Annotated in this window: 26 protein-coding genes and 1 tRNA gene; 7 read left to right on the top strand and 20 right to left on the bottom strand. The window is 31.6% G+C overall.

Features of this window, described 5'->3' with window-relative positions:
• Position 1 precedes the first annotated feature (1 nt).
• Both ACKGJY_RS11745 and ACKGJY_RS11740 read left to right on the top strand, forming a co-directional pair.
• A complete protein-coding gene (locus ACKGJY_RS11745) occupies positions 2-1,126 on the top strand; it encodes a glycosyltransferase family 2 protein (RefSeq protein ID WP_413974088.1) in 1,125 nt (374 codons plus the stop codon).
• Between the two features lie 18 nt (positions 1,127-1,144).
• Positions 1,145-1,879 (top strand): Bax inhibitor-1/YccA family membrane protein, encoded by a 735-nt coding sequence (locus ACKGJY_RS11740; protein ID WP_413974087.1) that lies wholly within the window; start codon positions 1,145-1,147, stop codon positions 1,877-1,879.
• Here ACKGJY_RS11740 and ACKGJY_RS11735 read toward each other — a convergent pair.
• From ACKGJY_RS11735 to ACKGJY_RS11725, 3 genes are all read right to left on the bottom strand, one after another.
• Positions 1,876-2,352 (bottom strand): hypothetical protein, encoded by a 477-nt coding sequence (locus ACKGJY_RS11735; protein ID WP_413974086.1) that lies wholly within the window; start codon positions 2,350-2,352, stop codon positions 1,876-1,878. The two genes, ACKGJY_RS11740 and ACKGJY_RS11735, sit on opposite strands and share 4 nt — an antisense overlap.
• Positions 2,353-2,460: 108 nt before the next feature.
• Positions 2,461-4,050 carry a M56 family metallopeptidase gene (locus tag ACKGJY_RS11730; protein WP_413974085.1) on the bottom strand — a complete coding sequence of 530 codons (1,590 nt, stop codon included), beginning with the start codon at positions 4,048-4,050 and terminating at the stop codon, positions 2,461-2,463.
• Between the two features lie 2 nt (positions 4,051-4,052).
• The gene (locus ACKGJY_RS11725; protein ID WP_413974084.1) at positions 4,053-4,415 is read right to left on the bottom strand and encodes a BlaI/MecI/CopY family transcriptional regulator; all 363 of its coding nucleotides are present in this window, start codon (positions 4,413-4,415) and stop codon (positions 4,053-4,055) included.
• Between the two features lie 138 nt (positions 4,416-4,553).
• On the opposite strand from ACKGJY_RS11725, the gene ACKGJY_RS11720 reads away from it, so the two are divergent.
• A complete protein-coding gene (locus tag ACKGJY_RS11720) occupies positions 4,554-5,057 on the top strand; it encodes a DUF456 domain-containing protein (RefSeq protein ID WP_413974083.1) in 504 nt (167 codons plus the stop codon).
• A 244-nt stretch (positions 5,058-5,301) separates the two neighbouring features.
• On the opposite strand, the gene ACKGJY_RS11715 is transcribed toward ACKGJY_RS11720, so the two are convergent.
• The 11 genes from ACKGJY_RS11715 to ACKGJY_RS11665 form a co-directional block, all read right to left on the bottom strand.
• Positions 5,302-5,982, bottom strand: a complete 681-nt coding sequence (locus ACKGJY_RS11715) for a response regulator (protein ID WP_413974082.1) — start codon at positions 5,980-5,982, stop codon at positions 5,302-5,304.
• A gap of 3 nt (positions 5,983-5,985) precedes the next feature.
• Positions 5,986-7,827, bottom strand: a complete 1,842-nt coding sequence (locus tag ACKGJY_RS11710) for a tetratricopeptide repeat protein (RefSeq protein ID WP_413974081.1) — start codon at positions 7,825-7,827, stop codon at positions 5,986-5,988.
• 100 nt (positions 7,828-7,927) lie between these two features.
• On the bottom strand, positions 7,928-8,080 hold the full coding sequence (locus tag ACKGJY_RS11705; protein ID WP_413974080.1) for a hypothetical protein: 153 nt from the start codon (positions 8,078-8,080) through the stop codon (positions 7,928-7,930).
• Between the two features lie 364 nt (positions 8,081-8,444).
• On the bottom strand, positions 8,445-9,449 hold the full coding sequence (locus tag ACKGJY_RS11700; RefSeq protein WP_413974079.1) for a LacI family DNA-binding transcriptional regulator: 1,005 nt from the start codon (positions 9,447-9,449) through the stop codon (positions 8,445-8,447).
• Positions 9,450-9,527: 78 nt separating this feature from the next.
• Positions 9,528-10,553: a Gfo/Idh/MocA family protein gene (locus ACKGJY_RS11695; protein WP_413974078.1), complete on the bottom strand. Its 1,026-nt coding sequence runs from the start codon at positions 10,551-10,553 to the stop codon at positions 9,528-9,530.
• Positions 10,546-11,802: an MFS transporter gene (locus ACKGJY_RS11690; RefSeq protein WP_413974077.1), complete on the bottom strand. Its 1,257-nt coding sequence runs from the start codon at positions 11,800-11,802 to the stop codon at positions 10,546-10,548. Before ACKGJY_RS11690 ends, ACKGJY_RS11695 begins: the two co-directional genes overlap by 8 nt.
• Entirely contained in the window at positions 11,795-13,207 is a 1,413-nt protein-coding gene (locus ACKGJY_RS11685; protein ID WP_413974076.1) for a four-carbon acid sugar kinase family protein, read from the bottom strand. The genes ACKGJY_RS11690 and ACKGJY_RS11685 overlap by 8 nt, the downstream gene beginning before the upstream one ends.
• Positions 13,208-13,209: 2 nt before the next feature.
• Positions 13,210-13,842: a cyclase family protein gene (locus tag ACKGJY_RS11680; protein WP_413974075.1), complete on the bottom strand. Its 633-nt coding sequence runs from the start codon at positions 13,840-13,842 to the stop codon at positions 13,210-13,212.
• A gap of 12 nt (positions 13,843-13,854) precedes the next feature.
• Positions 13,855-14,901, bottom strand: coding sequence for an isocitrate/isopropylmalate dehydrogenase family protein (locus ACKGJY_RS11675; protein WP_413974074.1), 1,047 nt, complete (start codon positions 14,899-14,901; stop codon positions 13,855-13,857).
• Positions 14,898-15,539, bottom strand: coding sequence for a GntR family transcriptional regulator (locus ACKGJY_RS11670; protein ID WP_413974073.1), 642 nt, complete (start codon positions 15,537-15,539; stop codon positions 14,898-14,900). The genes ACKGJY_RS11675 and ACKGJY_RS11670 overlap by 4 nt, the downstream gene beginning before the upstream one ends.
• Positions 15,540-15,624: 85 nt before the next feature.
• Positions 15,625-16,644 (bottom strand): LacI family DNA-binding transcriptional regulator, encoded by a 1,020-nt coding sequence (locus tag ACKGJY_RS11665; RefSeq protein ID WP_413974072.1) that lies wholly within the window; start codon positions 16,642-16,644, stop codon positions 15,625-15,627.
• A 176-nt stretch (positions 16,645-16,820) separates the two neighbouring features.
• On the opposite strand from ACKGJY_RS11665, the gene kduI reads away from it, so the two are divergent.
• From kduI to ACKGJY_RS11650, 3 genes are read left to right on the top strand one after another with little or no spacing between them, the layout of a single operon-like run.
• The gene (kduI, locus tag ACKGJY_RS11660; protein ID WP_413974071.1) at positions 16,821-17,663 is read left to right on the top strand and encodes a 5-dehydro-4-deoxy-D-glucuronate isomerase; all 843 of its coding nucleotides are present in this window, start codon (positions 16,821-16,823) and stop codon (positions 17,661-17,663) included.
• A 4-nt stretch (positions 17,664-17,667) separates the two neighbouring features.
• On the top strand, positions 17,668-18,462 hold the full coding sequence (locus ACKGJY_RS11655; RefSeq protein WP_413974070.1) for a gluconate 5-dehydrogenase: 795 nt from the start codon (positions 17,668-17,670) through the stop codon (positions 18,460-18,462).
• Between the two features lie 16 nt (positions 18,463-18,478).
• Positions 18,479-19,651: a DUF4861 family protein gene (locus ACKGJY_RS11650; protein ID WP_413974069.1), complete on the top strand. Its 1,173-nt coding sequence runs from the start codon at positions 18,479-18,481 to the stop codon at positions 19,649-19,651.
• Between the two features lie 96 nt (positions 19,652-19,747).
• Here the strand turns inward: ACKGJY_RS11650 and ACKGJY_RS11645 are convergent, their stop codons facing one another.
• The 6 genes from ACKGJY_RS11645 to trxA all read right to left on the bottom strand — a co-directional run bounded on the left by ACKGJY_RS11645 (position 19,748) and on the right by trxA (position 23,091).
• The gene (locus ACKGJY_RS11645) at positions 19,748-20,347 is read right to left on the bottom strand and encodes a hypothetical protein (RefSeq protein ID WP_413974068.1); all 600 of its coding nucleotides are present in this window, start codon (positions 20,345-20,347) and stop codon (positions 19,748-19,750) included.
• Positions 20,348-20,351: 4 nt separating this feature from the next.
• The gene (locus ACKGJY_RS11640) at positions 20,352-20,564 is read right to left on the bottom strand and encodes a hypothetical protein (RefSeq protein WP_413974067.1); all 213 of its coding nucleotides are present in this window, start codon (positions 20,562-20,564) and stop codon (positions 20,352-20,354) included.
• Between the two features lie 255 nt (positions 20,565-20,819).
• Positions 20,820-20,893, bottom strand: a tRNA-Asp gene (locus tag ACKGJY_RS11635).
• Between the two features lie 184 nt (positions 20,894-21,077).
• Entirely contained in the window at positions 21,078-22,007 is a 930-nt protein-coding gene (locus ACKGJY_RS11630; protein WP_413974066.1) for a DUF58 domain-containing protein, read from the bottom strand.
• A 144-nt stretch (positions 22,008-22,151) separates the two neighbouring features.
• Positions 22,152-22,691, bottom strand: coding sequence for a ClpP family protease (locus ACKGJY_RS11625; protein WP_413974065.1), 540 nt, complete (start codon positions 22,689-22,691; stop codon positions 22,152-22,154).
• A gap of 82 nt (positions 22,692-22,773) precedes the next feature.
• Positions 22,774-23,091 (bottom strand): thioredoxin, encoded by a 318-nt coding sequence (gene trxA, locus ACKGJY_RS11620; RefSeq protein ID WP_413974064.1) that lies wholly within the window; start codon positions 23,089-23,091, stop codon positions 22,774-22,776.
• Positions 23,092-24,216: 1,125 nt separating this feature from the next.
• Here trxA and ACKGJY_RS11615 point away from each other — a divergent pair.
• Positions 24,217-24,681: transposase (locus ACKGJY_RS11615; RefSeq protein WP_413974063.1), on the top strand; the 465-nt coding region annotated here is incomplete at its 3' end.

Genomic DNA, 24,681 nt, shown 5'->3' with positions numbered 1-24,681 from the left:
TATGACTATCATAAGCATTTGTATTGCAATTTTATATTTAATTTTGATACTTTCATTCTGTTTTGGTTTTGATAAAGTAAAAGACTTTTTATTAAGTGATATAAAGGCAGAAACAAAATTTTCTATAGTTATTCCTTTTAGAAATGAGGCTGAAAATTTACCACGATTATTAAAATCATTAAGCGCTTTAAATTATCCAAAACAGCTTTTTGAGATTATTTTAGTTGATGATAACTCTAATGATGATTCGGTAAATAGTATCAACATATTTATTAAAACTTCAGCACTAAATATTAGTGTTCTAAAAAATGAAAGCATCACTAAATCTCCAAAAAAAGATGCCATTACAACTGCAATACAACATGCACAACATGAATGGATTATCACCACAGATGCCGATTGCATATTACCACAATATTGGTTAGATAGTTTTGATACATTTATTCAACATAAAACACCCGTTTGTATAGTTGCACCTGTTACATATTTTGGAGGCAATTCGTTTTTAAACAGGTTTCAAACATTAGATATGTATAGCTTACAAGGTGCTACTATTGGAGGTTTTGGAATACACAAACCATTTTTATGCAATGGCGCTAATTTTGGCTATACCAAATCTGTTTTTAACGCTATTGAAGGCTTTAAAGGCAACACTGATATCTCTAGTGGTGATGATGTTTTTTTATTAGAAAAAATAGTGCAAAAATATTCTAAAGCAGTGCATTATGTAAAGTGTGAAAAAGCTATTGTTACTACAAAACCACAAACAAGTTGGAACGCTTTAATACAACAACGCCTACGATGGGCAGCCAAAACTAGCGCGTATAACAGTTGGTTTGCCAAATTAGTTGGTGTGTCTATTTTTTTGATGAATCTAACATTTTTAATATTACCAATATTATCATTATCAGGCACATTTAATATTAAAATTTGGGTATATGTATTGGTTATTAAATTGAATGTAGATTTTTTATTGCTTTATAAAACCTCTGCGTTTTTTAATCAACGCGGTGCATTTAAAAGCTTTTTAACTAGTTTTTTTGTGTATCCCTTTTTTAGTGTATATGTTGCTATAGCATCACTATTTAGTGGTTATACTTGGAAAGGGCGCTCTTTTAAAAGATAATCTAGTATATTTAATAGAATGAAAATTTTTGATAAAACCACCAATCCTGCTTTCAATAGTTATTTTTTTAATAACGATGTACCCTCATCAAAAAAAATGACGGTAACAGGTATTTTTATTAAGTCATTGCTCTCCATTCTTATCATGATAATTATTTCTATTGGTATGTGGCGATTATATAGCGAAGGCGCCACCATAAAATGGTATTCTATGGGAGGCATGCTAGCTGCTGTAATAATTAGTATAGTTATTTCAATACGGCAACATTGGGCACATTTTTTAGTACCGCTTTACGCCATAGCCAAAGGCTTTTTTCTGGGTGCTACCACCGCTTATGCGCATGCACATTTTCCAAACCTGCCTTATCAGGCTATTGGTATAACTATGGTTACATTTTTTGTAATGCTCATACTGTATCAAACACGAATTATAATTGTTACTAAAAAGCTAAGAAGTGTTATTATAACAGCTGTTACCAGTATTTTTGTTATTTATATTATTTCTTGGATATTAGGTTTTTTTGGAATAAACGTTTTTATTTGGGGTACTTCTTGGGCAGCAATATTATTTAATATAGTTGCAGCTATTTTTGCGTCGTTATCATTGCTTTTGGACTTTGATTATATTGAACGCCACAAAAATAAATCGTCAAAATATAAAGAGTGGCTTGCCACTTGGGGTTTGTTAGTAACATTAGTGTGGTTATATATTGAAGTGCTTAGATTGATGCGAAAATTAGCTATCCGATTTTAATTTACCTTAACTATTAATGGCATTTCAAACTCTGTAGTAACTGGCTGGCTTCTTTTAATTGCAGGATTTATTTTAGGTAAGGCATTTAAGCTTTTAAGAATTAAATGTTCTAGGTCTGGAATTTCAGTTCTTGTAAGCGCATCCATTTGAGTATCTAATAATACTATTTTACCGGTATTCGAAACACTAAATTTTAACATTAGTGTATCATTAACATCTTGGGTAACAACAATAATCTGCTTTTTAAGAAAAATGCTTATTTTGTTATTTAATGTCCTTTCAAAACAAGCTTTTTTTTCTTGTTTTAGTTGTAAGCTATCACATGGCGCAAAACTTGGATAAGTGTCCACATTATCCCAATCAAAAGCCTGTAATTCTTCTTTCAAAATAGCTTCAGATGTTGTTTTTTTTACGTTGAAATAGTCGCAAGAATTTACTATTAAAACTAAAAGAATAACGTAAAATTGTTTCATAAATTTTTTCTGAAACTGAAAAGTACAATTTTTTTAGATTTCAGTTTTGAAAAAACAAAAAAAACCGAAGTTTACACCTCGGTTTAACTTTAAATAATTTGAAACCATTTATTCGCTAATATCAAAATCAATTGGCAGCGAATAAGTCACAGTTACCTCTTTACCTTTTTGTTTTCCTGGATTAAATCTTGGTAAGGTATTAATAACGCGAACTGTTTCTTCTTCTAATTTTTGATGAGAAGCTCTTGCGCGTACTCCGATTATATTCCCATCTGTATCTATTTTAAAGATAGCATGCATGCGTTGTCTACCCGAAAGATTATATTCTCTGATAATTTTTGTATTGAATTCCCTTTTTACAAATTGAGTGATACTATCTGATGTACATTTTTTTCGTTCACTAATAGTTGATAAATCTTTACACTCTGGAAAAACTGGAGCGCTGTCAACATGTGTAAAAGGAACATCTTTTGAAATATCAAGAGAAACTTTCTTTTTCTTAAACTCTTCATTTGCATCAACTTCTATTCTTTTACCTGCGATTTCAAAATTAAACCTTAATTTGACTATTTCACCATCATTCATCTTTTCAGTATACTTAGACGTGAATCTTTCTGGTACTTTCTCCTTCAAGCCATGTATTGAGAAACTTTTAGTTTTTGGAGTATTCGTAAAATCAACCCAACCAACGTAATCTGGGTTTGACATCAGAAACTCTATAAACTTCACATGCTTATTTTTAAAATCTTCCAATTGTGTTTTATTCATGTCTTTTTCTTGAAGATTTTGAGAAAATGCATACTCATTCAAGTTTTCTATTGAAGGTTCTTTTTCACAGGAGGTGTAAATAAGCATTCCGAAAACTAGCGGAAATAACAACGCGTATTTTAATAATTTAACTTGTTTCGATTTTGACTTTTGTAACATAGTGATTCGTTTTTTGATTAATGATTGTTTAAAAAATGGATTAATGAAAGACATACTTTTTGTCTCAAAAACTTGTGACAATAAGTTTTGATAATACTGTGTTTTATTATTATATTTAAAGGCTTCGGCATCAGCTATAAACTCATGTAAAATTTGAACGTTACGTTGATAAATATAGATTAGTGGATTAAACCAAAATACAATTTTAAGTCCTTCAAAAAACAACAAGTCTAAACTGTGTTTTTGATTTACATGAACCAATTCATGCTTTAAGATGACCTCTTTTTCTTTGGTTTGTATCTCTTCACCTAAGAAGATATAGTTAAAAAAAGAAAAAGCAGATGCACTATTTAGAAGTCTTACTATTATAAATTTATCTTTATTAAGTTTAGGGTTTTTAAGTATTAATTTAACGAGCACAACAACCTTAAACGCAAAAACTACTGCAACTACTGCCATTCCAGTAAAAAAAAGAACATTCCACCAAGAAACATTACTTGCTTCAACCATAACGGGAGATAAATCTGTTACTGGAATAGCAACAGGTGCTGCATCACCAATAAATACTTCTGGTAGATTTATGACATAATCCTCCGGTATAACTTTACGAAACAGAGAAATCTTAACTAACGGAATTATAAATGATAACATAGGCGTTAATAGCAGATAAGTTCTATTCCAGTTAAAAAACGTTTCTCGTTTTAAAAACAGGTCATAAATAATTAAAAACAATAATTGAAACGCTATAGTTTGTATAATGTAGTGAAACATAATTAGGTGTCTTTTTTATTAATCTCTTTTAAAACAGCTTCTAGGTCTGTTATGTCCATATCATTTTTCTTTACAAAAAACGATACCATACTTTTAAAAGACCCTTGAAAATAATTATCTACCAACTTATTTATAGATTGATTGCTGTAATCGTATTTTGCCACTAAAGGAAAATACACATGGCCTTTTCCTTGCTTTTCATAATCTACAAAACCTTTGTTTTCTAAAATTCTAACAATTGTAGATACTGTGTTATACGCAGGTTTTGGTTCGGGCAGCTCTTTAATTATAGCTTTAACATTTGCCTTTTTTAATAGCCATAAAATTTGCATTATATCCTCTTCTGCTTTAGTAAGTTGTTTCATTTGTATCTTCAATTATTTTATTCAACTAAAAAGTTAGTTCAACAAATATAACTAAAAAATTAGTTTAAACTAATTTTTTAGTTTAAAATGTAACAAAGCATATCTAAATACGTCTAAATAATATAAACAAGAACATTTATGGACATAGTTTTATTAATTATTGCAGCACTTTTTATGTTGCTTGGTATTATTGGTAGTTTTTTACCAGTATTACCTGGACCTATTATGGGTTGGATTGGTCTCCTTATTATTCATTTTACTGATGCTATACCGATGAATACCATATTTTTAGTGGTTACATTTATTATTGCTGCCGTTATTCTTATTCTGGATTATATTATTCCTGCCATTGGCACAAAACGCTTTGGTGGCTCTAAATATGGGGTGATTGGCACAACCATTGGCTTAGTTATAGGCTTAGTATCGCCAATTCCAGGTGGTATTATTATTGGCCCGTTTGTTGGGGCTTTGGTTGGCGAATTAATTAATAAAAACGACACTAAAACGGCTGTTAAAGCAGCTTTCGGGTCATTTATCGGATTTTTAACCTCAACATTTTTAAAATTTATCGTAGCTGTTGTTTTTCTTGGTCTCTTTATTGGCAAGTTGTTTGAATATAGCGACGCATTATTCAAAATATAATAAAATGATATAATGAAGAAGCCCTATGGGTCTCTCACCTCCATAGGGCTTGTAAATTGCTATTATCAACAAAATAATCGAGGGATTAATTAATCTGATATGTTGATGTAACAAATTTAACTATAACTTTTGTATTAAAGCTGTGGAAAAACCGTAATTTACATAGAGTTAACATTAAAAATGTAATAAAATTAGGGTATTTTAACGTAAATTTGGTATTTATGAGTTAACAACCAAGAATTTATTATATAAAACCCTTGTCTCTAGCAGCGTCTAATAATGACTCATCTTGTCCGTTGTCTATCTCAAAAATTTCTTTTAATTGTTTTTTTCTTTTTTCAACAGCACTCAATGATATATCTAAATGTGAAGCCAAATTTTTTGTTTTGATACCTTGGGAGAGTAAGTATAAAATCTTTCTATTTTTGTCATCAATAACGATATCGCTTGTAATAGATTTTCTTATAAAACTATTAACCGTTCCACTATAAAAGGGGGGGTTATTTAAAACTGCTTGAAAAGCACTTGCCAATTCACTTGATGTTAAATCACTTTTTATCAAAAACCCTTCCGGATCTATATTTTTTATAATATTATGAATTCTAAAAGATTCATTAAACATAGTTAAAATAATAATTTTGGCTTTGGGTAATACTTTTCTAGCATATTCTGCTAAATCTTCACCTGAACTCATGCTACCATCTTCAGATGGAGGCAAACTTATATCTACAAACAACAAATCATAAGGCAAACTGTTTTTAACAGATTTATTCATATAATTTAATGCCTCGTCACAATTATTTGCAATATCAATGCTAAGTTCTTGATGTTCCTTTTTTGTAAACTGCAATGTATTTTGATAACCTTCTATAATAATAGGGTGGTCATCAATCATTAAAATTTTTATTTTTTCTGGTTGCATCATAAGTTACAGGTATTGGGTTGGAATCTCTATACTTACTGTTGTTCCTTTATGTATTTCAGATGTGATTTTTAAATTACCATTTACTTCCTTAATTCTAGAATTCATGTTTTTAAGACCAATTCCTGATTTTGATTTATTAGTATCAAAACCAGAACCATCATCTTTTACCAACAAGCAAATTACAGTATTTTCAAGTCTTATACTAATATTTACACGAGAAGCATTGGCGTGTTTATAAATATTATGAAGGGATTCCTGTAATATTCTGTAAATATGAATTTTAGATTTGTTGGAAACGCTATCCCAATTTATAGCATCATCTTGATAGAAGTTATATGTTAAATTATAAATAGCCGTTTGTGTTTCTACCATTGTTTTTATAATATCAATAAATCCAGATCCAGATATAAAATCTGTATTCAGCTTATGAGATACTTTTCTAATATCATCTTCAATAGTTTTAAGTTCACTAATATATTGACCACGAGTTTTTATAGCCTCATCACTACTATTTATATTTAAGCTATCCAAACTCAGTCTTGTGCCAAATAGTCTACCTAGGACACCGTCGTGTAATTCTTGAGAAATACGTTGTTTTTCAGTAGCCCTAGCTTCTTCTATTTTTTCATGCTCTCCAAGCATTAAATTATATATTTCTTCATTAGCTTCTTGTTGTTGCTTTGTAAATTGGAGTTCTTTATTTTTAGCGCGTTGAGAAATAACAACATAAATAAGTACTGCAGCAACTAGCAAAATACTAGATATTATAAAAAGCCACATTCGTTCTCTACCTATACGTATATTTTCTTGTTCAATTTGTGTGGTTTCAAAACGTATTCTAGCAAATTTATTTCTAATTTTTCGTTCTGCTTTTTGAAGGCTGTCACTCAATCGCACATATGCCTTCAAGTGATTAACAGCTTTTTCTCCTTCTTCTATTTCTGAGAGTAGTAAGAGTGATTTTAACAAGTCATCATTTGCATAATCTTTAGACATTTTTTGGGCTCGATATGCATAATATTTTGCTGATTCAATTTTGCTTTTGCTCTTATAATATTCTGCAAGATGCTGATTAATAATGATTGAATTATATCTATCATCTATACTGTCGCAAATTTTTAAAGCTTTAAGATATAAATCGGGTAATTGTTCATGATTTCCAGAAAGAAATAAAGTATTAGCATAATTACCGAGTGCTAATACATAGACATCTTTATAATTATTTATCAATTCTTTATTTTGGTATATATCTTCATAGATTTTAAAAGCCAAATCATAATTTCCTGAACGGCGGTAAACCTTTAGTAAATTATTAAGCGTTAAACCAATACTCCTTACAAAATTACCTTCTAAGTTTTTTTTTATTGAGAGTGATTCTTGGAGGTATATAATAGCATCATCATACAAATCTAGTTCATCGAAAACTATACCTAAATTATTGTATACATAAGCTTTATATTTTCGCACTTTATTAGTTTGAGGTAGTTCATCAAGAATACGAATGGCCTCGAAAGAAGTCACCTCGCTTCCTGTGTAATCTTTATCATTTGTTTGTAATATGGCTTTCCCAAACAAAGTCAAAGCAAGTTCAAAACCTAAATTGTATTGTCTAAAAATTTTTTCTGCCTTATTATAGTAAAAATATGAACTATCATTATTAGTTAAGGTTTTTCTATACAAATCCCCTATATAGTAATATTCTCTTGAAATGGATAAAGAATCTGATTGATTTATTTCTAGTAGTTTAGTTTTAACTGAATCAATCTTTCGATTAAGAACATCATTTTGCGCATTTAAATAACTAAAAATTATAAAAAAAACCCAAAAAAAAAGTCTAGTTTTCAAAATATAAATAGGCATACATGAAATCAAATGTATTTATATTTATTAAATAAAAAAAACCTCATTACAAAAGTAATGAGGTTTTAATTCAAAATTATTTTTCCTAGCCATCTTGACCGCTTCCACCAGTCGGAGGCATTTGTGTTTCTGTTTCTGTATCAATCAATAAATCATCTTCGTTTAAATCTTGTTTTACACAAGATGTTAAAGATGCAAATAATACTGCTAATAATAAAGTAATTTTTAGGGTTCTCATAAATATTCAATTTTAAGGTTAATTCATATTTGTAAATAATATACTATACTAATTAAAAAATTTAGCTACAAATATACTCGTAAAATGGAATAATTAATTAAAATCGAATTGCTATTTCTGCAAACAGATTTATTTATTTTTTGAGGAATTTATTGACCAAAGGTCGAAAAGGATTAATTAAGCTTTTGTATTAAGCGGGAGGGATGTTGTGCTCAAAAGCATCGCTAAACTACACTTAAGGATTTATTAAATACAATATATTAGATGAAATGCGTATTTAATCGTTTAAGTGTTGATTATTTTAAAATATTAGTATATTAAAGCAAACTTTAAACATATGTTAATAACAATTTGAATACCAACACTATAAGGTAGATTTGCTTTTGACTAAAGTTGTTTTGACAATTTTGGTTGTATAATCTTCTGTAGAAGAAACCTGATTTTGTAGTCTATTTATTAATAAATTTGCAGCTTTTGATCCTATTTTTTTTGCATGTTGCCGTATAATTGTCAATCTAGGAACAGAATGATTGGAAACAGACTTACTAGAAAAACCTATTACTGAGATATCCTTAGGTACTTTTTTCTTAAAATTTCTTGCCATATTAATTGCAATTACTCCAGATGCACTATCTGCAGCTATAACACCATCTATTGATTGATTCTTTTTATAGAGTTGCTTTATCTTTTGTTGAGAATCATCACTCTTTTTTAGAATTAACACTTTAGGTAATAAACCTTCTTCTAATATAGATTTATTATAACCTCGTTCCCTAAGCTTACCAACACTAATGGTATCAATATTACTTATAAAAACTATATTTTTTCTTCCTTCTGCAATTAATCGTTTTGTTGCGCTGTAGGTTGACTCAAAGTCATCTACTATTACTTTATCACACTTAACATCATGAGCCACTCTATCAAACATAACTATAGGTAAACCTTGAGTAATAGTCTCTTTAAAATGGTTTATTTCGTTTTTAGTTTGAGTTTCTTCTGCAATACTTAAAATAAAACCATCAACGCTTCCATTAGCCAAAAGTTCTAAACTTTCTTTTTCCTTTTGCAAAGATTCATTTGAAATACATGTAATAATATTGTAACCATGCTTATTAGCTTCTCTTTCTATACCAAAAAGCACCTTTGATAAAAAATGATTAAGAATATCTGGAATAATTACACCTATGGTTTTTGTTTTATTTTGTTTTAAACTTAATGCTACTTTGTTGGGTTTATAATTATACAACGCTGCCAATTTTTTAACACGTTTTCTAGTTCCTTCACCAATTTCCTCACTATCATTAAGTGCTTTAGAAACGGTAGAAATAGAAACGTTTAACTCTTTTGCAAGTTGTTTTAGGGTTACCATAGATTGTAAATTGTTTATATCACAAATGCAATTTACGAAAATAGCTAACTAAAAAATGATGTTTTAACGATTTGAAAGTTAAATTATATTAACAGGTAAATTTGTTTTTGAAGATTTATACACGGCTTCTTGAACTTCTAGCGTTTTTAAATAACTAGCACCGTCGGTTTCAAATGCTGTGTTAGCTATCAAATTATCAATAAAATCGCGTTGAAAAATATAACAGCAATCTCCTGCAAAACCTATATTATTATGAATGTATTGGTGTTCCTTTTCTGGTTTACCTAAATGCTGAATTGTTATTTTACCATTATTATATAATCGAATTGATCCTTTTGAACCTTCAACTAGATACTCTCCAAAGGTATATCTAAAATTTTCTATATTACTTTCGTTATATCTATTAGCATCCCAAAGCGCAGTGGCATTAGATTCAAAATTTAAAAGCATTAAACCAGAATCTTCACCTTTAATCACCGGATTTAAACGCTTCAAAATAGCAAATACATTTTTCACCTCACCTGCATGATATCTAAATGTATCTATAAAGTGTACTCCGGTTTCGTATATTAACAGTTTTTTATAATCTCTAAAATAGGGCTGTCTAGATAAGTACGCATCTTCGCCCCAGCCATCGCCCATTCTAGATTTTATATTTAAGTTAAATAAGTCACCAACCTCATCATTATCTATCAACTTTTTAATTTCTCTATGCCAAGGTTGAAATCTAAAATTTTCATGCACTACGAACCTAACATTTTTGGTAGACACATAATCTACGATACGCTTAGATTCTTCAAAAGTAGGTGCTAAAGGTTTTTGACATATAATATGAACACCGTTATCTGCCGCAAACTTGCACATTTCAAAATGGGTTTCGGGCGGTGTAATAATATCTACAAAATCAGGTTTTTCAGCAAGAATCATTTCTTTATAATCGGTATAATGCTTTTTTACACCATAGTTATCCATAATTCCTTTTGCACGTTCTTTATTAGAGTTACATAATGCTGTTATCTCTACTTCTGGAATTCGCGTCCACGCTTCATATTGAAATTTACTAAAATATCCTGCACCTATGGCAACTCCTTTTAATTTAAGCATCGTTTAATTTTTGATTTGGATTCATAAAATACCAGCAAAATATGGCTACAAAACCAAGGGCCGCAGCTATATAAAAATAGGTTTGATCTGTTCCTGTCCATTCACGTAAATAAGGAAATGCTAACGATGTTATAAATGCACCTATATTACCCGCCATATTCATCATTCCAGAAACTTTTCCAGAGTTTTCTTCTCCTATATCCATACAAAAAGACCATGAGGGACTTAACGTCATATCTGCACCAAAAATAGCTACTGATAAACACAAAACCGCCCCTAAAGGTGTATCCATAAATAGACTTGATAACACGCCTAATACAACAAGAATAAATCCTATTGTTGCAGGTAATTGCCTTGATAATTTCCAGTTTCCTTTTTTATAAATAGCATCTACCATAAAACCAGATACCCAATTACCTACCGCCCCTGCTAAAAGTGGCAACATAGCATATAAGCCTGTATCTATACTATTTAAACCGTATTTAACCTTTACGTAAGTAAATAACCATGTTAGTGTAAAATAGAAAATAAAATTACTGCCTATGTATTGAATCATAGCAAGTATTACATTTTTAGAACCTAAAATTTTACGCAAAGGCAAGTCTCCGCCTTTTTTCTCAACTTCTTGCTGTCTGTTTTTTACTATAAACGCTTTTTCTGTGGTATTTAATCCAGAATGATTTTCTGGTTTATTTCTAAAGAACACATAAAACAATACCGCAAACAAAACACCTACAACTCCAAAAAAGTAAAATATATTACGCCAACCCCAATCTTCTATTAAAAATGCAACTAGTGGTAGTGCAAATGCAGCACCTAATCTTGATCCTGAAAAATTAATACCTTGAAATGCACCACGTTCTTTAGTAGGTACCCATGAAAATGCTGCTCTGGATATATTGGGAAATGCGCCAGCTTCTCCAGCACCAAAAAAGAATCGGAAGAATAAAATGGAAACATAATTCCATGCCATACCAGTTAGAGAAGTAAAGGCAGACCATAAAATCATAATCCAAGTCATTACTTTTCTAACGCCATATTTATCGCCTAAGGAACCTCCAGGAACCTGAAATAATGCATAACCTAACGCAAATGAACCTAATACCCAACCCATTTCCTTGTCTGTTAAGCTTAAATCATTAGAGATAGCATCTTTAGCCGAAGAAATACAAACTCTATCTACATAAAGCAGTAGTGTTATTAAAAAAGAGCCGAGGAAAAAACGGTAACGTTTAGCATTTTTAATCATGGTGGTTTAGTTTAGTTATTATGGTTTTTAGAGATGTAGGATCGCCTACATTTCCTGGAAAAACTATATATGGTAATCTTGGAAATCGGGTATCTGGACCCATTTTCCAAAGTGGAATTCCTGCTTGTACTTGCCCTAAAACTTTAGAACGTTTCATACCAAGCCCCTTTATTGCTATATCGTGCGACGTGATACCACCTTTAGAAATAATATATTTTGGACGTTCTGAAATGCCTTGTACTAGAGCAACTAAAGCACTGGAAATTTTACTTGCAATATCTATAGTTTCATTAGTATCTGCTCCTGTTACTATTTTTCTGCTTGTATAAATAATAACATCTTCACCTTTAGAAATAATAGTATCAATTTTTTTAATGACACTTTTAATATAACTATCTCTTTCTTCTTGGAGCACTTTGGTAACATCTACTTCTATACTTGTGTCTGAGTTAAAAAGTGACAACGCATTATGTAATTGATCTGATGATTTTTTTACGTATGATCCTACTATAATCAATCCGCCATTTTTATTAGTTTTATTAAAAATTTCGTTTGGTGTTAGTAGATCTCTAGGTTTTAAACCTATATATGAAGGTATAAACGAACTGGATGTTCTATACAATATTTGCTTACCTAATTTTTCAGCGTGTAATAAAGCCTGAGACACCCTATCTAAATCGTTATAATTCAAACTATCAAAAATACAGTAGGATTGAGACGGGATTTCTAAAATATTCTCTGTAAGTACCGCAATATCTAAGGTTCTAATCTGCTCTAATGAAAATGAAAACACCTCCGACGCTTCCACAGCACCTTCGGTTTTTTCTTCAATATATTGTTTTAAATCTGCGTTTGCATATTTAAATGAATGGTCTTGCGCAAAAGGAGTTTCATTAACAGGTAGTAATTCATCTTCATTTTTAATGTAATGCACACCATTTAAAGTAACCCGTTGTCCTTCAAACATTACAGGAAGAAATACTGTAATAGTATTATCAAGCTTCAAGTTAGTTTGAAGTGTTTTTGGTTCTAACGGAAAATGACCTCTTAATGTTGAATCACTTCTACTAATAATTGTAAAATCGCGTTTTGTGACAGCTGCAGCTTTTAAAATGTTTTTTGCAATTGTTTTATATATGTTTGATGTTGCTTCTGGACTTAAACTTCTAGAGTTTGTTAAAATGTAAAACACCGGAGTACCTTCTAAAAATTCTTTTACAAATACGTCCATACTCCAACTCGTAAGCAATGGAATGCCATAAACCGTTTGATTCCCTGTAGGATCATCATCAACTACAATACATGTTTTATTCAATTTAGAAAACAATGCATTATTTTCTGAACGGTAATCATATTTATCTTCCTTAGGAAAATTTTGTATAATATACTTTAAAGATTCTGTCATTATTAACGTTCTATAGCGATAACTCGTGCAGGAGCACCATCGCCTTTTTCTATTTTAAGAGGTAATGCTATAAGCTCTACGCAATCAGTTTTTATAGCAGCTATGTTGGTTAAACCTTCAATAATAACAACCCCTGCTAACAAGATTTCATGAATTTTAGTAACCTCAACCAAATTGTTTACATCAGCTACAGAAGGTGGTTCTACAGCAATCATCTTTACGTTATGTGCAACACACCAATGCGCTAACTCTTCGCTAATTCTAGGTAATTCATCTCTGTATTTTTGTGTACCTGCGTATTGAGACCATTCCGTCCAGATAATTAAACTATCACCTGGTGTAAACGCCTCTATTACTGTTTTAGGAATATGGTGTACTGTTATTAATCCTTTTGCGCCAACGTCACGAGCATCTATTACCCAAGCACGCCCAACGAAATCTGAAACTGGAATTTCATTAATAGTTTGAGGACTAACATTAAAATGAAAAGGCGCATCCATATGTGTACCAACATGAGAATAAAATGTAAGTGTACTTGCATTCCACCCATCAACATCCTTAGTTTTTGCAATTTCTTTTGAAAAACCATTGATGCCATTAGAGTATGGCATTGTGAGGTCTACAACCCTTTTCATTTTAAAAGTTTTTTAAAGATTAGCAATTACAGCATCTGCAACATCTGATGTACTGGCTTTACCACCTAAATCTACAGTTAATACACCTTGAGTTGTAGATGCATCTATAGCTGCCATGATACTGTTTGCAGCTTCTGTTTCACCTAAATGCTCTAACATTAAAGCGGCAGACCAAATTTGTCCATAAGGGTTTGCTATGTTTTGCCCTGCAATATCTGGTGCAGAACCATGTATAGGTTCAAACATAGATGGAAATTCTTTTTCTGGATTAATGTTTCCACTTCCACCTAAACCAAGGCTTCCCATAATGGCACCACCTAAATCACTTAAAATATCACCAAATAAGTTTGTAGTTAATACTACATCAAACTGCTCTGGTTTTAAAACAAACATTGCTGTAGAATTATCAATATACATTTGTTGGTGCTCTACATCAGGATACTGTGCAGCAACTTCACCTATAACTCTATCCCAATACGACAAACTATTTATTAGTGTATTAGATTTTGTGATATGCGTTACTTTATTACGGCGTGTTCTAGCTAATTTAAATGCATAGTGTGCAACACGTTCAATACCTTTTCTTGTAAAAACACTGGTATCTATACCCATTCCGTTTTCAAAATCTGGTAAAAACTGTCCACCCATTTGCACAAATTCACCTTCATTATTCTCTCTCACAATCACAAAATCAATATGTTTTTCAGAACGAATAGGTCTTGTAACGCCAGGATATGTTCTTACTGGCCTGTGGTTTACATATTGATTAAAATGTGTACGCACTTTAAATGTATAATCTTTAGCAGGTAAGGTATCATCTACTGCTGGAAGCCCCACAGATCCAAAATAAACAGCATCAAATGCTTTTAGTGTTTCTATACCGTTATCTGGTAAGAATTGATTGTTTTTTAAATAGTAACCTGCACCCCAACCAAACTCTTCTGTTTCAATAGAAAAATTATGTTTTTTTGCTACAGCTTCTATAACTCTTAAACCTTCTGGTACTATTTCGTTTCCTATACCATCTCCAGGTACTACTGCAATTTTGTAATTACTCACTTTTTTGATTTTTTATGTTGATTTATTAATAATTCTTTTGATGTATTGATATGCTCACGCACAAGTGCTTCAGCCTTATCGGGGTTTCCGTTTTCAATAGCATTTATAATTTTAAAGTGTTCCTCTAATGTTTCCTCTGGTGGTCTTACCAAACCATGCCCAACTACTTTATCATGAATATTGCTAAAAAAGTATATATTATCTAAAGGTGCATTATCAGTCAATTTTATTAATAAGGAATGAAAATTCTCATCAGCCTCAGCATAAGCATTTGTATCTATACTTTTTTCATTACCAAAAGGTGTAAAACAAGCTCTTAATTCTTTTGAAATCTCCATATCCTTTCTTGTTGCAAGTATTCTGGCTGCCATTCCTTCTAACGCTTCTCTACAGGTATAAATATCTATAATTTCTTTATAATCTAACACTCGCAAATACATACCTCTTCTAGGAATACTTTGCACCAAATACTCATTTTCTAGTGCAAGTAATGCTTTCATCAACGGTGTTCTACTTACACCTAATGCTTCAGCTATTTTTTCCTGAATAATTTTTTCACCCTGCTTTAACTCGCCATTGCGAATCATCTCTTTTAAGCGTTTATAGATAGGCTGACTTAAATCAGTATGTTGTATCATAAATCTACTTTTGTATTTTGTATACAAAATACAATACTACAATAAATTGTTCATATTCAAAATACAGATTTTAAAAATTAACTAATTAATCATTTTTATATTTTGATGAATCTCTAACAATTAACTCTGATTCTAGCACTACTGACAGCCTAGTAGTTCTATTATTTTTTATCTGTTCTATCAATATCATGGTTGCTTTTTTTCCCATATTAAAATCTGCTTGATTAATAGTGGTTAATGAAGGTTCAATTACTGCAGAAATTGGGTCGTTATTAAACCCAACAACGGCAATATCTTTTGGTATATGTTTACCAACACTTTTTAAATAACGCATGGCACTAATTGCTGCGGTATCATTGGCAGACACAATACCATCAACAGTACTAAATTTTACTATTTTTTTTGCCATAGCAACTCCATCTTCTTCACTTAATTTTGTGGAAAAAAAATAGTCTGGATTGTAACCTAATCCATGTTTTACCAAAGCAGCTTTGTAGCCTTCCTTTCTATTTTGATATAACGTGATATCCTGAGGGCCTCCAAAATGCACAATATGATTACATCCTTGCAAGATAAGATGTTCGGTAGCTTTAAAACTCGCTTCAAAATCATCTATACTTACGCTACTAGAGTTTTTAAAATTACATGGCCTATCGTAAAAAACTATAGGAGCACCATAACCCTCAAAAGCCTCTAAATGCTCAAAAGACGTAGTTTGCATAGAGATAGAAATTAAAAGTCCGTCTACTCTATTAGACACTAATGTTTCTGTAATTATTTGTTCGCGCTTTAACTGCTCTAAAGATTGACAAATAACTACGTTATAGCCATTATCATAAGCAGTTTCCTCAATACCTGCAATAACTGTAGAAAAAAAGTGTCTCGAAATTCTAGGTACTACTACACCTATTGTATTGGTTTTATTTGTTCTTAAGTTAGACGCTAAACTATTACGTTGATACCCTAATTCCTTCGCTTTTGCTAAAATTTTTTCTTTTGTAGTTTTTGAAACTCTTACACTATTATTTAGCGCTCTTGACACTGTAGAACTATCAATGTTTAAAGCTTTAGAGATATCATGAATTGTAACTTTTCCTGTGTTCATTATAAAAATTAATCTTGAAAAGAAACCATTTTAGGTTTTTGATGATAGTAATAGTTATGATTTTTAGTATACAGACTTCAAATATATCAAAAAATCTAAAAATACAATCGATTGTATTTTGAAATAAAATTGTTATTTTTACTGAAATTTTTCAATTAAAAACCAATAAAATAATCATGGCAAATAATTTTGAAGTAAGATACGCAGCTTCACCCAGAGAAGTTAAAACAATGGACACCCAAGAACTAAGGGATGAATTTTTAATTCAAAATCTATTCAAAAAAGATACACTTAGTTACGTATACTCGCATTACGATAGGTTTATAACAGCTGGTGTATCTCCTGTAACACAACAAGTTTCTTTAGAGACCATTGATCCTTTAAAATCTTCTTACTTTTTAGAAAGACGAGAACTAGGAATTATCAATATAGGTGGTAGTGGTACTGTTTCTGTAGATGGTACTTTTTTTAATTTAGACCATAAAGAAGGACTTTATTTGGGTAAAGGTAATAAAGATGTTGTTTTTTCAAGCGACTCAAAAGATAGTCCTGCTAAGTTTTACCTAAATTCTACTCCAGCACATAAAGCGTATCCAAACAAAAAAATAGGCACTGAAGATTTAGAAGTTATAGAGCTTGGTGCTGCTGAAACAGCTAATGCAAGAACATTAAGAAAATATATTGTGAATAGCGTTGTAGATGTTTGCCAATTACAAATGGGAATGACTACCATTAAACCTGGTAGCTCTTGGAATACAATGCCTGCACATGTACATGACAGACGTATGGAAGTGTATTTTTATTTTGAAGTTCCTGAAGATCAAGGTGTATGTCATTTTATGGGAGAAACTAACGAAACAAGACACATTTGGATGGGTAATGATGAGGCTGTAATTTCGCCACCTTGGTCTATCCACTCTGGTTCTGGCACTAGTAGCTATAGCTTTATTTGGGGAATGGCTGGAGAAAATTTAGATTATGGAGATATGGATGTTTGTCCTACTAACGAATTAAGATAAACTTATGAGTACTCAATTATTTGATTTAAAAGGAAAAGTAGCTCTTATTACTGGAGGTACACACGGTTTGGGGCAAGCCATGGCAACAGGTCTTGGTAATGCAGGTGCAACGTTGATTATAAATGGCGCCTCATCACAAGAAAAACTAGATAAAGCAGTAAAGCACTACCAATCGTTAGGTATAGCAGCACATGGCTATCTTTTTGATGTTACTAACGAAGCTTTAGTTATTGAAAATATTACTAAAATTGAAAGTGAAGTTGGCGCTATAGATATTCTAGTAAATAATGCAGGTATTATTAAAAGAACACCGCTTGAGGACATGGAAGTTGCCGATTTTGAACAAGTATTAAAGGTAGATTTAGTCAGTCCTTTTATCATGTCTAAACATGTAGTAAAAGGCATGATTGCTAGAAAATCTGGTAAAATAATCAACATTTGTTCTATGATGAGCGAGTTAGGTAGAAACACCGTTGCTGCCTATGCCGCAGCAAAAGGTGGACTTAAAATGCTTACCAGAAATATGGCTACTGAATGGGCAAAACACAACATACAAATTAACGGTATTGGTCCAGGATATTTTGCAACTACGCAAACTGCACCAATTCGCGTGGATGGTCACCCGTTTAATGATTTTATTGTTGGTAGAACACCTGCCGGACGATGGGGAGATCCTGACGATTTACAAGGTGCTGCAATATTTTTAGCTTCTGAAGCTAGTAAATTTGTTAACGGACAAATAGTATATGTTGACGGAGGTATTTTGGCAACTATAGGTAAACCAGCAAACGAAAACTAAACACATCACTATAATTATGAAAACACCACATCGTATTATTGGAATAATGGTAGCATTATGTCTGTTCGCTTGCGATAAAAAAGAGACTTTACCAACCATCAAAATAACAAACACTTTAAATTTAGATAGGCAATTTGAAACTGTTGAACTTTCAACAACATCTCTTAATCTTGAGAATTTGAATAATTTTGGCATTAAAGATAGTGCCAGTGATACGATGTTAACCTCTCAGTTAGTGGATACTGATGGAGATAGTGTTATGGACGTATTGTTGTTTCAACCAGATATAAAAGCAAATTCTCAAAGCATCTTTCAGTTAGTTAAACTTCAAGAAGATACTACATCTAACGAAAAAATATGTTACTCTAGGTTTGTACCAGAACGTACCGATGATTATGCATGGGAGAATAATAAAGTAGCGTTTAGAACCTATGGCCCAAATGCACAATATAGGTTTGAAAACGGCCTAAAACAAGGTACACTGTCTAGTGGTATTGATGCGTGGTTAAAACGTGTAGAATATTCTATTATTGATCCTTGGTATAAAAAATATACTGAAAAAACAGGTTCGTATCATAAAGACTCAGGTGAAGGTCTTGATAATTTTCATGTAGGTACTAGCCGTGGTGTTGGTGGTATTGCTTATAAGAAAGACAGCACCTATTATATTTCTAAAAACTTTATAAGCTATAAAACACTTACAAACGGCCCAATTAGAACTAGTTTTATTTTAGATTATGGCACTTGGGAAGCTGATGGCACATTAATTAAAGAATCTAAAACAATTAATTTAGATTATGGCAATAACCTTTCTAAATTCGAAATTACTATTGATGGTGTAGATACTATTTCGGCAGGTTTAACATTGCATGAAAACGATGGTGTTGTTACCTCAAAAGAAAACGAAACGTGGTTAAACTATTGGCAACCCCATGACGGTTCGGAATTAGGTACTGCAATAGTAGCTTCAAAAACCTATTATACAGGTTCAGAAACCTATGAAACCGAAGCAAAAGATTTAAGTAATGCTTTCGCGCACTTAAAGGTTGTAGATGGTAAATCTATTTATTATGCCGGTTTTACCTGGAAAAAAAGTGATCAATTTAAAAATCAAGCTGCTTGGGAACAATATTTGAGTGCTTTCGCCACTAAGCTAGATAATCCATTAAAAATTGAGATTATTAAATAGAGATAGGTATCATTTCTGAGGATATCAAAACGTATAAAACGCCTTTTTCAATAATTGAAAAAAGGCGTTTTTATTGAATGTGATTTAAAATATAAATTACTCAGCCTTGGATTTTTTTAGTTTTTTCCCTTTTTTAACCTTCATCTCTAAAGTATCGACTTCTCTTTCTATATCCTCAACTTTCTTTATTCTATTATTATACTCTTCTTCTGTTAGCCTACCTTGGCTTTTTTGAACTTTAAGTCTTTCTTTTACTTTTTTTACTTTTTCCCTTGCCTCATTAGCTTTAGACTCACCCTGATCTAATTTAGTTTCCAGTTCTTTTACCTTTTCTACTTTATTTAATTTAGCTTGTCTCGCACGCTCAGACCCATAAGCTTTTCCTTCTAAACCATATTTATCCTTGCCGTAGGAGTTGCTGTTACCCTCTATTTTTTCAACCTTTTCTTTTTTCTCCTTTTTCTCCTTTTTTACTTTCTTTTCAGCTTTGTCTTTTTTTTGTTTTATTTCTTCTACAGCTTCCTCGACACCCTCTTCTTTAGCTTCTTTTACTTTTTTGGCTTTTTTATTTTCTTTATTTAATTTTTTCTCGATTTTATCTTTTTTACCTGCATGTTCAGGTTTTTGTGCAAAACCCGTAGTAACAAAACTAAATAGTAATGCGATTACCAGTGTGGCTTTAATTGAATTTATCATAATATTAATTATCTATTTCATTTAACATATCATCTAATTTCTTTATTGAGACTTCTATACTTTCTTCAGTACTCTTAATTTCCTTTGTTACTAGTTCTAAAGAATCAATTTCTTGTTTTAACTCACTACTCGCCTCTATCTTATCTTTTTTTTTCTGTTTTTTTCCACAACTCAAAAAAAAGATTGATAATGAAAGAATTAAAATATATTTGCTCATAATTCTAGGATTTTGGTTAATATTATATAGGACACACAACCTAAATTTAAGTCACATAATCAACAAGTTACTAATATAAGTTCAAATTTATCTTAAAACAAAAAAGCTTCACAATTTCGAATAATCGAAAAAGGAAAGCTTTCCATTGGAATACCAAATCGCTTCGGTATAACTACATCCTAGACACCTCTAGGACAACACAACATTTTATACTAAAAAAGCTCTAATTTCTCAGAGCTTCTTTTGCAATAGTTGCGGTCTGGACGGGACTCGAACCCGCGACCTTCGCCGTGACAGGGCGACATTCTAACCAACTGAACTACCAGACCGTTGCTTTATTGCGGTTGCAAATATACACGGCTTTTTTTATATCTCAAATGTTTTTTTAAGTTTTTTAAAATTATTTCTCCTTAAATTTTTTATAGTCCGTAATCCAAGCTATTACTGTATGCAAAACAACTATTTTACTACCAGTTTTTAGAATAGCACCTCTATTCAGGGTTAAGTGTACCTTTAACCAAACTTCTGGCGTTCTACCATGTACGTCGTTAAAATGCTATTAAAATCTTTATTCACATCAGCCTCAACATATTTAATTTTGTACTGCGCACATTTTAAACGTAATGCCTCAAAATAAGTTGTTACAGCATCGTTATAATTAGCTTTTATAGTATCTGCGTATAAATTAATATGTTCACCCGTTTCAACATCGATAAAACGTTTCGGTTTATTATCAAAATCAAATTGCAACTCTTTTTCCTTGTCAAACACATGAAATAATATCACTTCATGCTTATTATACTTTAAATGCCGCAACGCTTCAAATAACTTCACCTCATCTTCTGTAGTTTGAAACATATCTGTAAACAAAAAAATCATAGATCGTTTATGAATCTTTTCTGCAATTTCATGTAAATACTTGTACGTATCCGTTTGCTTGTTTACAGGTTTAGAAAGAATAGCATCACTTAAATGATTTAAAAGCATTTGATGGTGACGCTCGCTCCCCTTTTCAGGTGCGTAATAATCGTAGTTATCACTGTAAATGCTTAAACCCACAGCGTCGCGTTGCTTCTTTAAAATTTGCATTAAAGAAGCTGCAGCCAATACCGAAAACCCTACTTTATTTAAATTATCAAAAGAAAACGACTCTAACTTTGGGTAGTGCATAGAGCTACTATTATCCAAAATAATGTGACATCGCAAATTGGTTTCATCATCATAGCGCTTTGTGTAGAGTTTATCGGTTTTTGCAAATAATTTCCAATCTATATGGCGTGTACTCTCCCCACGATTGTAAATTTTATGCTCTGCAAATTCTGCCGAAAACCCATGAAACGGACTTTTATGCATGCCAGCAATAAACCCTTCAACCACTTGTTTTGCAAGTAATTCAAGATTTTTAAAACCTTCTGCTTTATTAAGTTCGTTTTGTAAATTCATACGCCCCTCTTAATCTCCCCTAAGGGGAGAAACACTATTGTGGCAAAAGTGTATTAATAAAATAAAAAGATTTATTCAAAGTATAATCAGTAACTTTCTTTCCATCAGGCTAGAATTCCTCCCTTCGGGGAGGTTAGAAGGGGCTTATATCACCCCATCAACAATACCATAAGCTACAGATTCTTCCGCACCCATCCAATGGTCGCGATTAAAGTCTTTCATTACTTTATCAAAATCTTGTCCGCAGTTATCCGCTAAAATTTTTGCACTTAACTCTTTCGTTTTCAAAATCTCTTGCGCCGTAATTTCAATATCACTAGCCTGCCCACGAGCACCACCGCTTGGTTGGTGAATCATTACACGTGCATGTGGTTGTATAAAACGCTTACCTTTAGTACCAACACTTAATAGAATAGACCCCATAGAGGCTGCCAAACCAGTACAAATGGTAGACACATCACTATTTAAAGATTTAATACAATCATACATTGCAAAACCAGAGGTTACATAACCACCAGGACTATTAATATACAACTGTATATCAGCATTTCCCAAAGCATCCAAATACAACAAACGATCTATCACGTGTTTAGCCGATTTATCCTCAACCATACCCCATAAAAACACCTTACGTTGCTCTAGTAATTTATTATCTATCGCGTCTTGAACTTTATTTTTATTCATCTTACATCAAATTTATTAAGCATCTAAAATAAAAAAAGGTTCACCATAAGGCAAACCTTTTTAACTTTCTTTTATTGAAATACTACAAAAGCGCGTCTATTGCATCTGTGTAAGCATTCTTTGGTGCAACACCTACTTGTCTTCCAACAACTTCTCCGTTTTGAAACACCAAAACAGTTGGTATATTTCTAACACCATATTTAGCAGCAAACTCTTGATTAGCATCAACATCCACCTTACCTACAACAGCTTTACCATCATACTCATCACTAATTTGCTCAATCACCGGCCCAACCATTCTACAAGGTCCGCACCAAGCAGCCCAAAAATCAACCAATACTGGCTTTTCACTCTTTAGTACTGTTTCTTCAAAACTTGCGTCTGTTATTTCTAATGCCATAATATATATTTTTAAATTTTTATTTCATTTTAATTACACAAACTTAGTCAAAAAATAACCCAAAACTTACAAGCTGCCAATTTGTTTTAACTATAACGGCATTGGTTAGGTTTATCTGTAATTTTATTTTTGGCGCAACCACAAGGGTCGGGCTTTCACTACTCAATCCCTCCTACGTCGGGGATTTCAAACACGCCGTTCAATCCCTTGCGCGGGTGTAGCCGCTAATATTTGTTTTAAAACTAAAATAGTATCTCAGTTGTGTAAATCATTTCATAAAAATCATAACATTTTATAAAACAAAATATTTTGTAATTGAAGTCTGCTACTCTTAAGTGCTATATAAAAACCCACCCCTAGCCCCTCCAAGGAGGGGAACTCTGCTGGTTTTAATAAAGATGATATAACATTAAATAAGTTTTAAATTGAATAATGTATAATAGCAAATGAACACTTATAATTTAATTAGTGAAATTGCTACCACTAAGCTTGAGCTTAGCGGTAGCAGATTTTTTTAGTCAGCATACCATTCAAGTATTTCAGTAAAGGAAATAATAATTGGTATGGTTTGACAGATAATCGATATTAATATTAATTTATAATTTAACTTTTTTCGTAATTTATAACTAAATGTTATAATTAGAATCAGCCAAATTAAAAATGAGTATATCCAAATATTTCCAGTGAAATTAATAATTGGGTGATATATTCCATAGATTTCCAGTTTTTTTGGGTCTGGTTGATTATATCTTGGTAAATGTCCGATGATTTTCGCAGCGTGAAAATAAAAAGTCAATATTAAAATTGAGAAAATTAAAGGTAACGTTGAAAAAAAGTAAATCATTATTTTAATCCATTTTACCATATCTCTATTTTTATTTACACAAACCTTTTGTTTAAGAGTTTTATTGTTTCTCAAATGAGCTATAACTATCTTTAAATATCTCGTAGTGTGTAAATTAGAAAATTAATTTCGTATTAAGCACAAGCCAAATTTTTAAATTTGACGATTTTTAAAAAAATACAAAAAACTTAGTATCAGCAATGACTTACGCTATTTTTCATATACATTGTGCCTGTTGCACAAATCCTTTATAAATATAAAGAAATTTCGTATTTTTATATATGCAAGGTAAGAAAAATTATCAAGAGAAGTTATTTGCTCAATTTCAGTTAAGTGATCGAATTCCAGAGTCTAATTTTTACAGACGCTTAAAAGCCGTTTTAGATTTAGATTTTCTTTATGTACAAACCAAGAGCTATTATGGATCTAGAGGACAAAAAAGCATCGATCCCATAGTATTCTTCAAGCTATGTTTGGTAGGCTATTTAGAGAATATTATCAGTGACCGTCAATTGATACAGCATAGCGGTATGCGATTGGATATACTATATTTTTTAGGCTATGACATCGATGAAGAATTACCCTGGCATTCTACTATAAGTCGTACACGTCAACTGTATCCGGAAACTGTATTTGAAGATGTTTTTACCAAGGTATTAGGGATGTGTGTTAATCAGGGTATGGTAACAGGTCATACCCAAGCGATAGATTCAGCACCCGTCAAGGCGAATGCATCTATGGACAGT

This window comes from Hyunsoonleella sp. 2307UL5-6 (assembly GCF_047345485.1).
In the GTDB taxonomy this organism is placed as follows: domain Bacteria; phylum Bacteroidota; class Bacteroidia; order Flavobacteriales; family Flavobacteriaceae; genus Jejuia.
This window is presented reverse-complemented; position numbering and strand designations above follow the sequence as displayed.

Excerpts from the sequence above, each read along its gene's own strand:
- ACKGJY_RS11745 (WP_413974088.1), top strand. The coding sequence starts at position 2 with ATGACTATCATAAGCATTTGTATTGCAATTTTATATTTAATTTTGATA.
- ACKGJY_RS11740 (WP_413974087.1), top strand. The coding sequence starts at position 1,145 with ATGAAAATTTTTGATAAAACCACCAATCCTGCTTTCAATAGTTATTTT.
- ACKGJY_RS11735 (WP_413974086.1), bottom strand. The coding sequence starts at position 2,352 with ATGAAACAATTTTACGTTATTCTTTTAGTTTTAATAGTAAATTCTTGC.
- ACKGJY_RS11730 (WP_413974085.1), bottom strand. The coding sequence starts at position 4,050 with ATGTTTCACTACATTATACAAACTATAGCGTTTCAATTATTGTTTTTA.
- ACKGJY_RS11725 (WP_413974084.1), bottom strand. The coding sequence starts at position 4,415 with ATGAAACAACTTACTAAAGCAGAAGAGGATATAATGCAAATTTTATGG.
- ACKGJY_RS11720 (WP_413974083.1), top strand. The coding sequence starts at position 4,554 with ATGGACATAGTTTTATTAATTATTGCAGCACTTTTTATGTTGCTTGGT.
- ACKGJY_RS11715 (WP_413974082.1), bottom strand. The coding sequence starts at position 5,982 with ATGATGCAACCAGAAAAAATAAAAATTTTAATGATTGATGACCACCCT.
- ACKGJY_RS11705 (WP_413974080.1), bottom strand. The coding sequence starts at position 8,080 with ATGAGAACCCTAAAAATTACTTTATTATTAGCAGTATTATTTGCATCT.
- ACKGJY_RS11700 (WP_413974079.1), bottom strand. The coding sequence starts at position 9,449 with ATGGTAACCCTAAAACAACTTGCAAAAGAGTTAAACGTTTCTATTTCT.
- ACKGJY_RS11695 (WP_413974078.1), bottom strand. The coding sequence starts at position 10,553 with ATGCTTAAATTAAAAGGAGTTGCCATAGGTGCAGGATATTTTAGTAAA.
- ACKGJY_RS11690 (WP_413974077.1), bottom strand. The coding sequence starts at position 11,802 with ATGATTAAAAATGCTAAACGTTACCGTTTTTTCCTCGGCTCTTTTTTA.
- ACKGJY_RS11685 (WP_413974076.1), bottom strand. The coding sequence starts at position 13,207 with ATGACAGAATCTTTAAAGTATATTATACAAAATTTTCCTAAGGAAGAT.
- ACKGJY_RS11680 (WP_413974075.1), bottom strand. The coding sequence starts at position 13,842 with ATGAAAAGGGTTGTAGACCTCACAATGCCATACTCTAATGGCATCAAT.
- ACKGJY_RS11670 (WP_413974073.1), bottom strand. The coding sequence starts at position 15,539 with ATGATACAACATACTGATTTAAGTCAGCCTATCTATAAACGCTTAAAA.
- ACKGJY_RS11665 (WP_413974072.1), bottom strand. The coding sequence starts at position 16,644 with ATGAACACAGGAAAAGTTACAATTCATGATATCTCTAAAGCTTTAAAC.
- kduI (WP_413974071.1), top strand. The coding sequence starts at position 16,821 with ATGGCAAATAATTTTGAAGTAAGATACGCAGCTTCACCCAGAGAAGTT.
- ACKGJY_RS11655 (WP_413974070.1), top strand. The coding sequence starts at position 17,668 with ATGAGTACTCAATTATTTGATTTAAAAGGAAAAGTAGCTCTTATTACT.
- ACKGJY_RS11650 (WP_413974069.1), top strand. The coding sequence starts at position 18,479 with ATGAAAACACCACATCGTATTATTGGAATAATGGTAGCATTATGTCTG.
- ACKGJY_RS11645 (WP_413974068.1), bottom strand. The coding sequence starts at position 20,347 with ATGATAAATTCAATTAAAGCCACACTGGTAATCGCATTACTATTTAGT.
- ACKGJY_RS11640 (WP_413974067.1), bottom strand. The coding sequence starts at position 20,564 with ATGAGCAAATATATTTTAATTCTTTCATTATCAATCTTTTTTTTGAGT.
- ACKGJY_RS11630 (WP_413974066.1), bottom strand. The coding sequence starts at position 22,007 with ATGAATTTACAAAACGAACTTAATAAAGCAGAAGGTTTTAAAAATCTT.
- ACKGJY_RS11625 (WP_413974065.1), bottom strand. The coding sequence starts at position 22,691 with ATGAATAAAAATAAAGTTCAAGACGCGATAGATAATAAATTACTAGAG.
- trxA (WP_413974064.1), bottom strand. The coding sequence starts at position 23,091 with ATGGCATTAGAAATAACAGACGCAAGTTTTGAAGAAACAGTACTAAAG.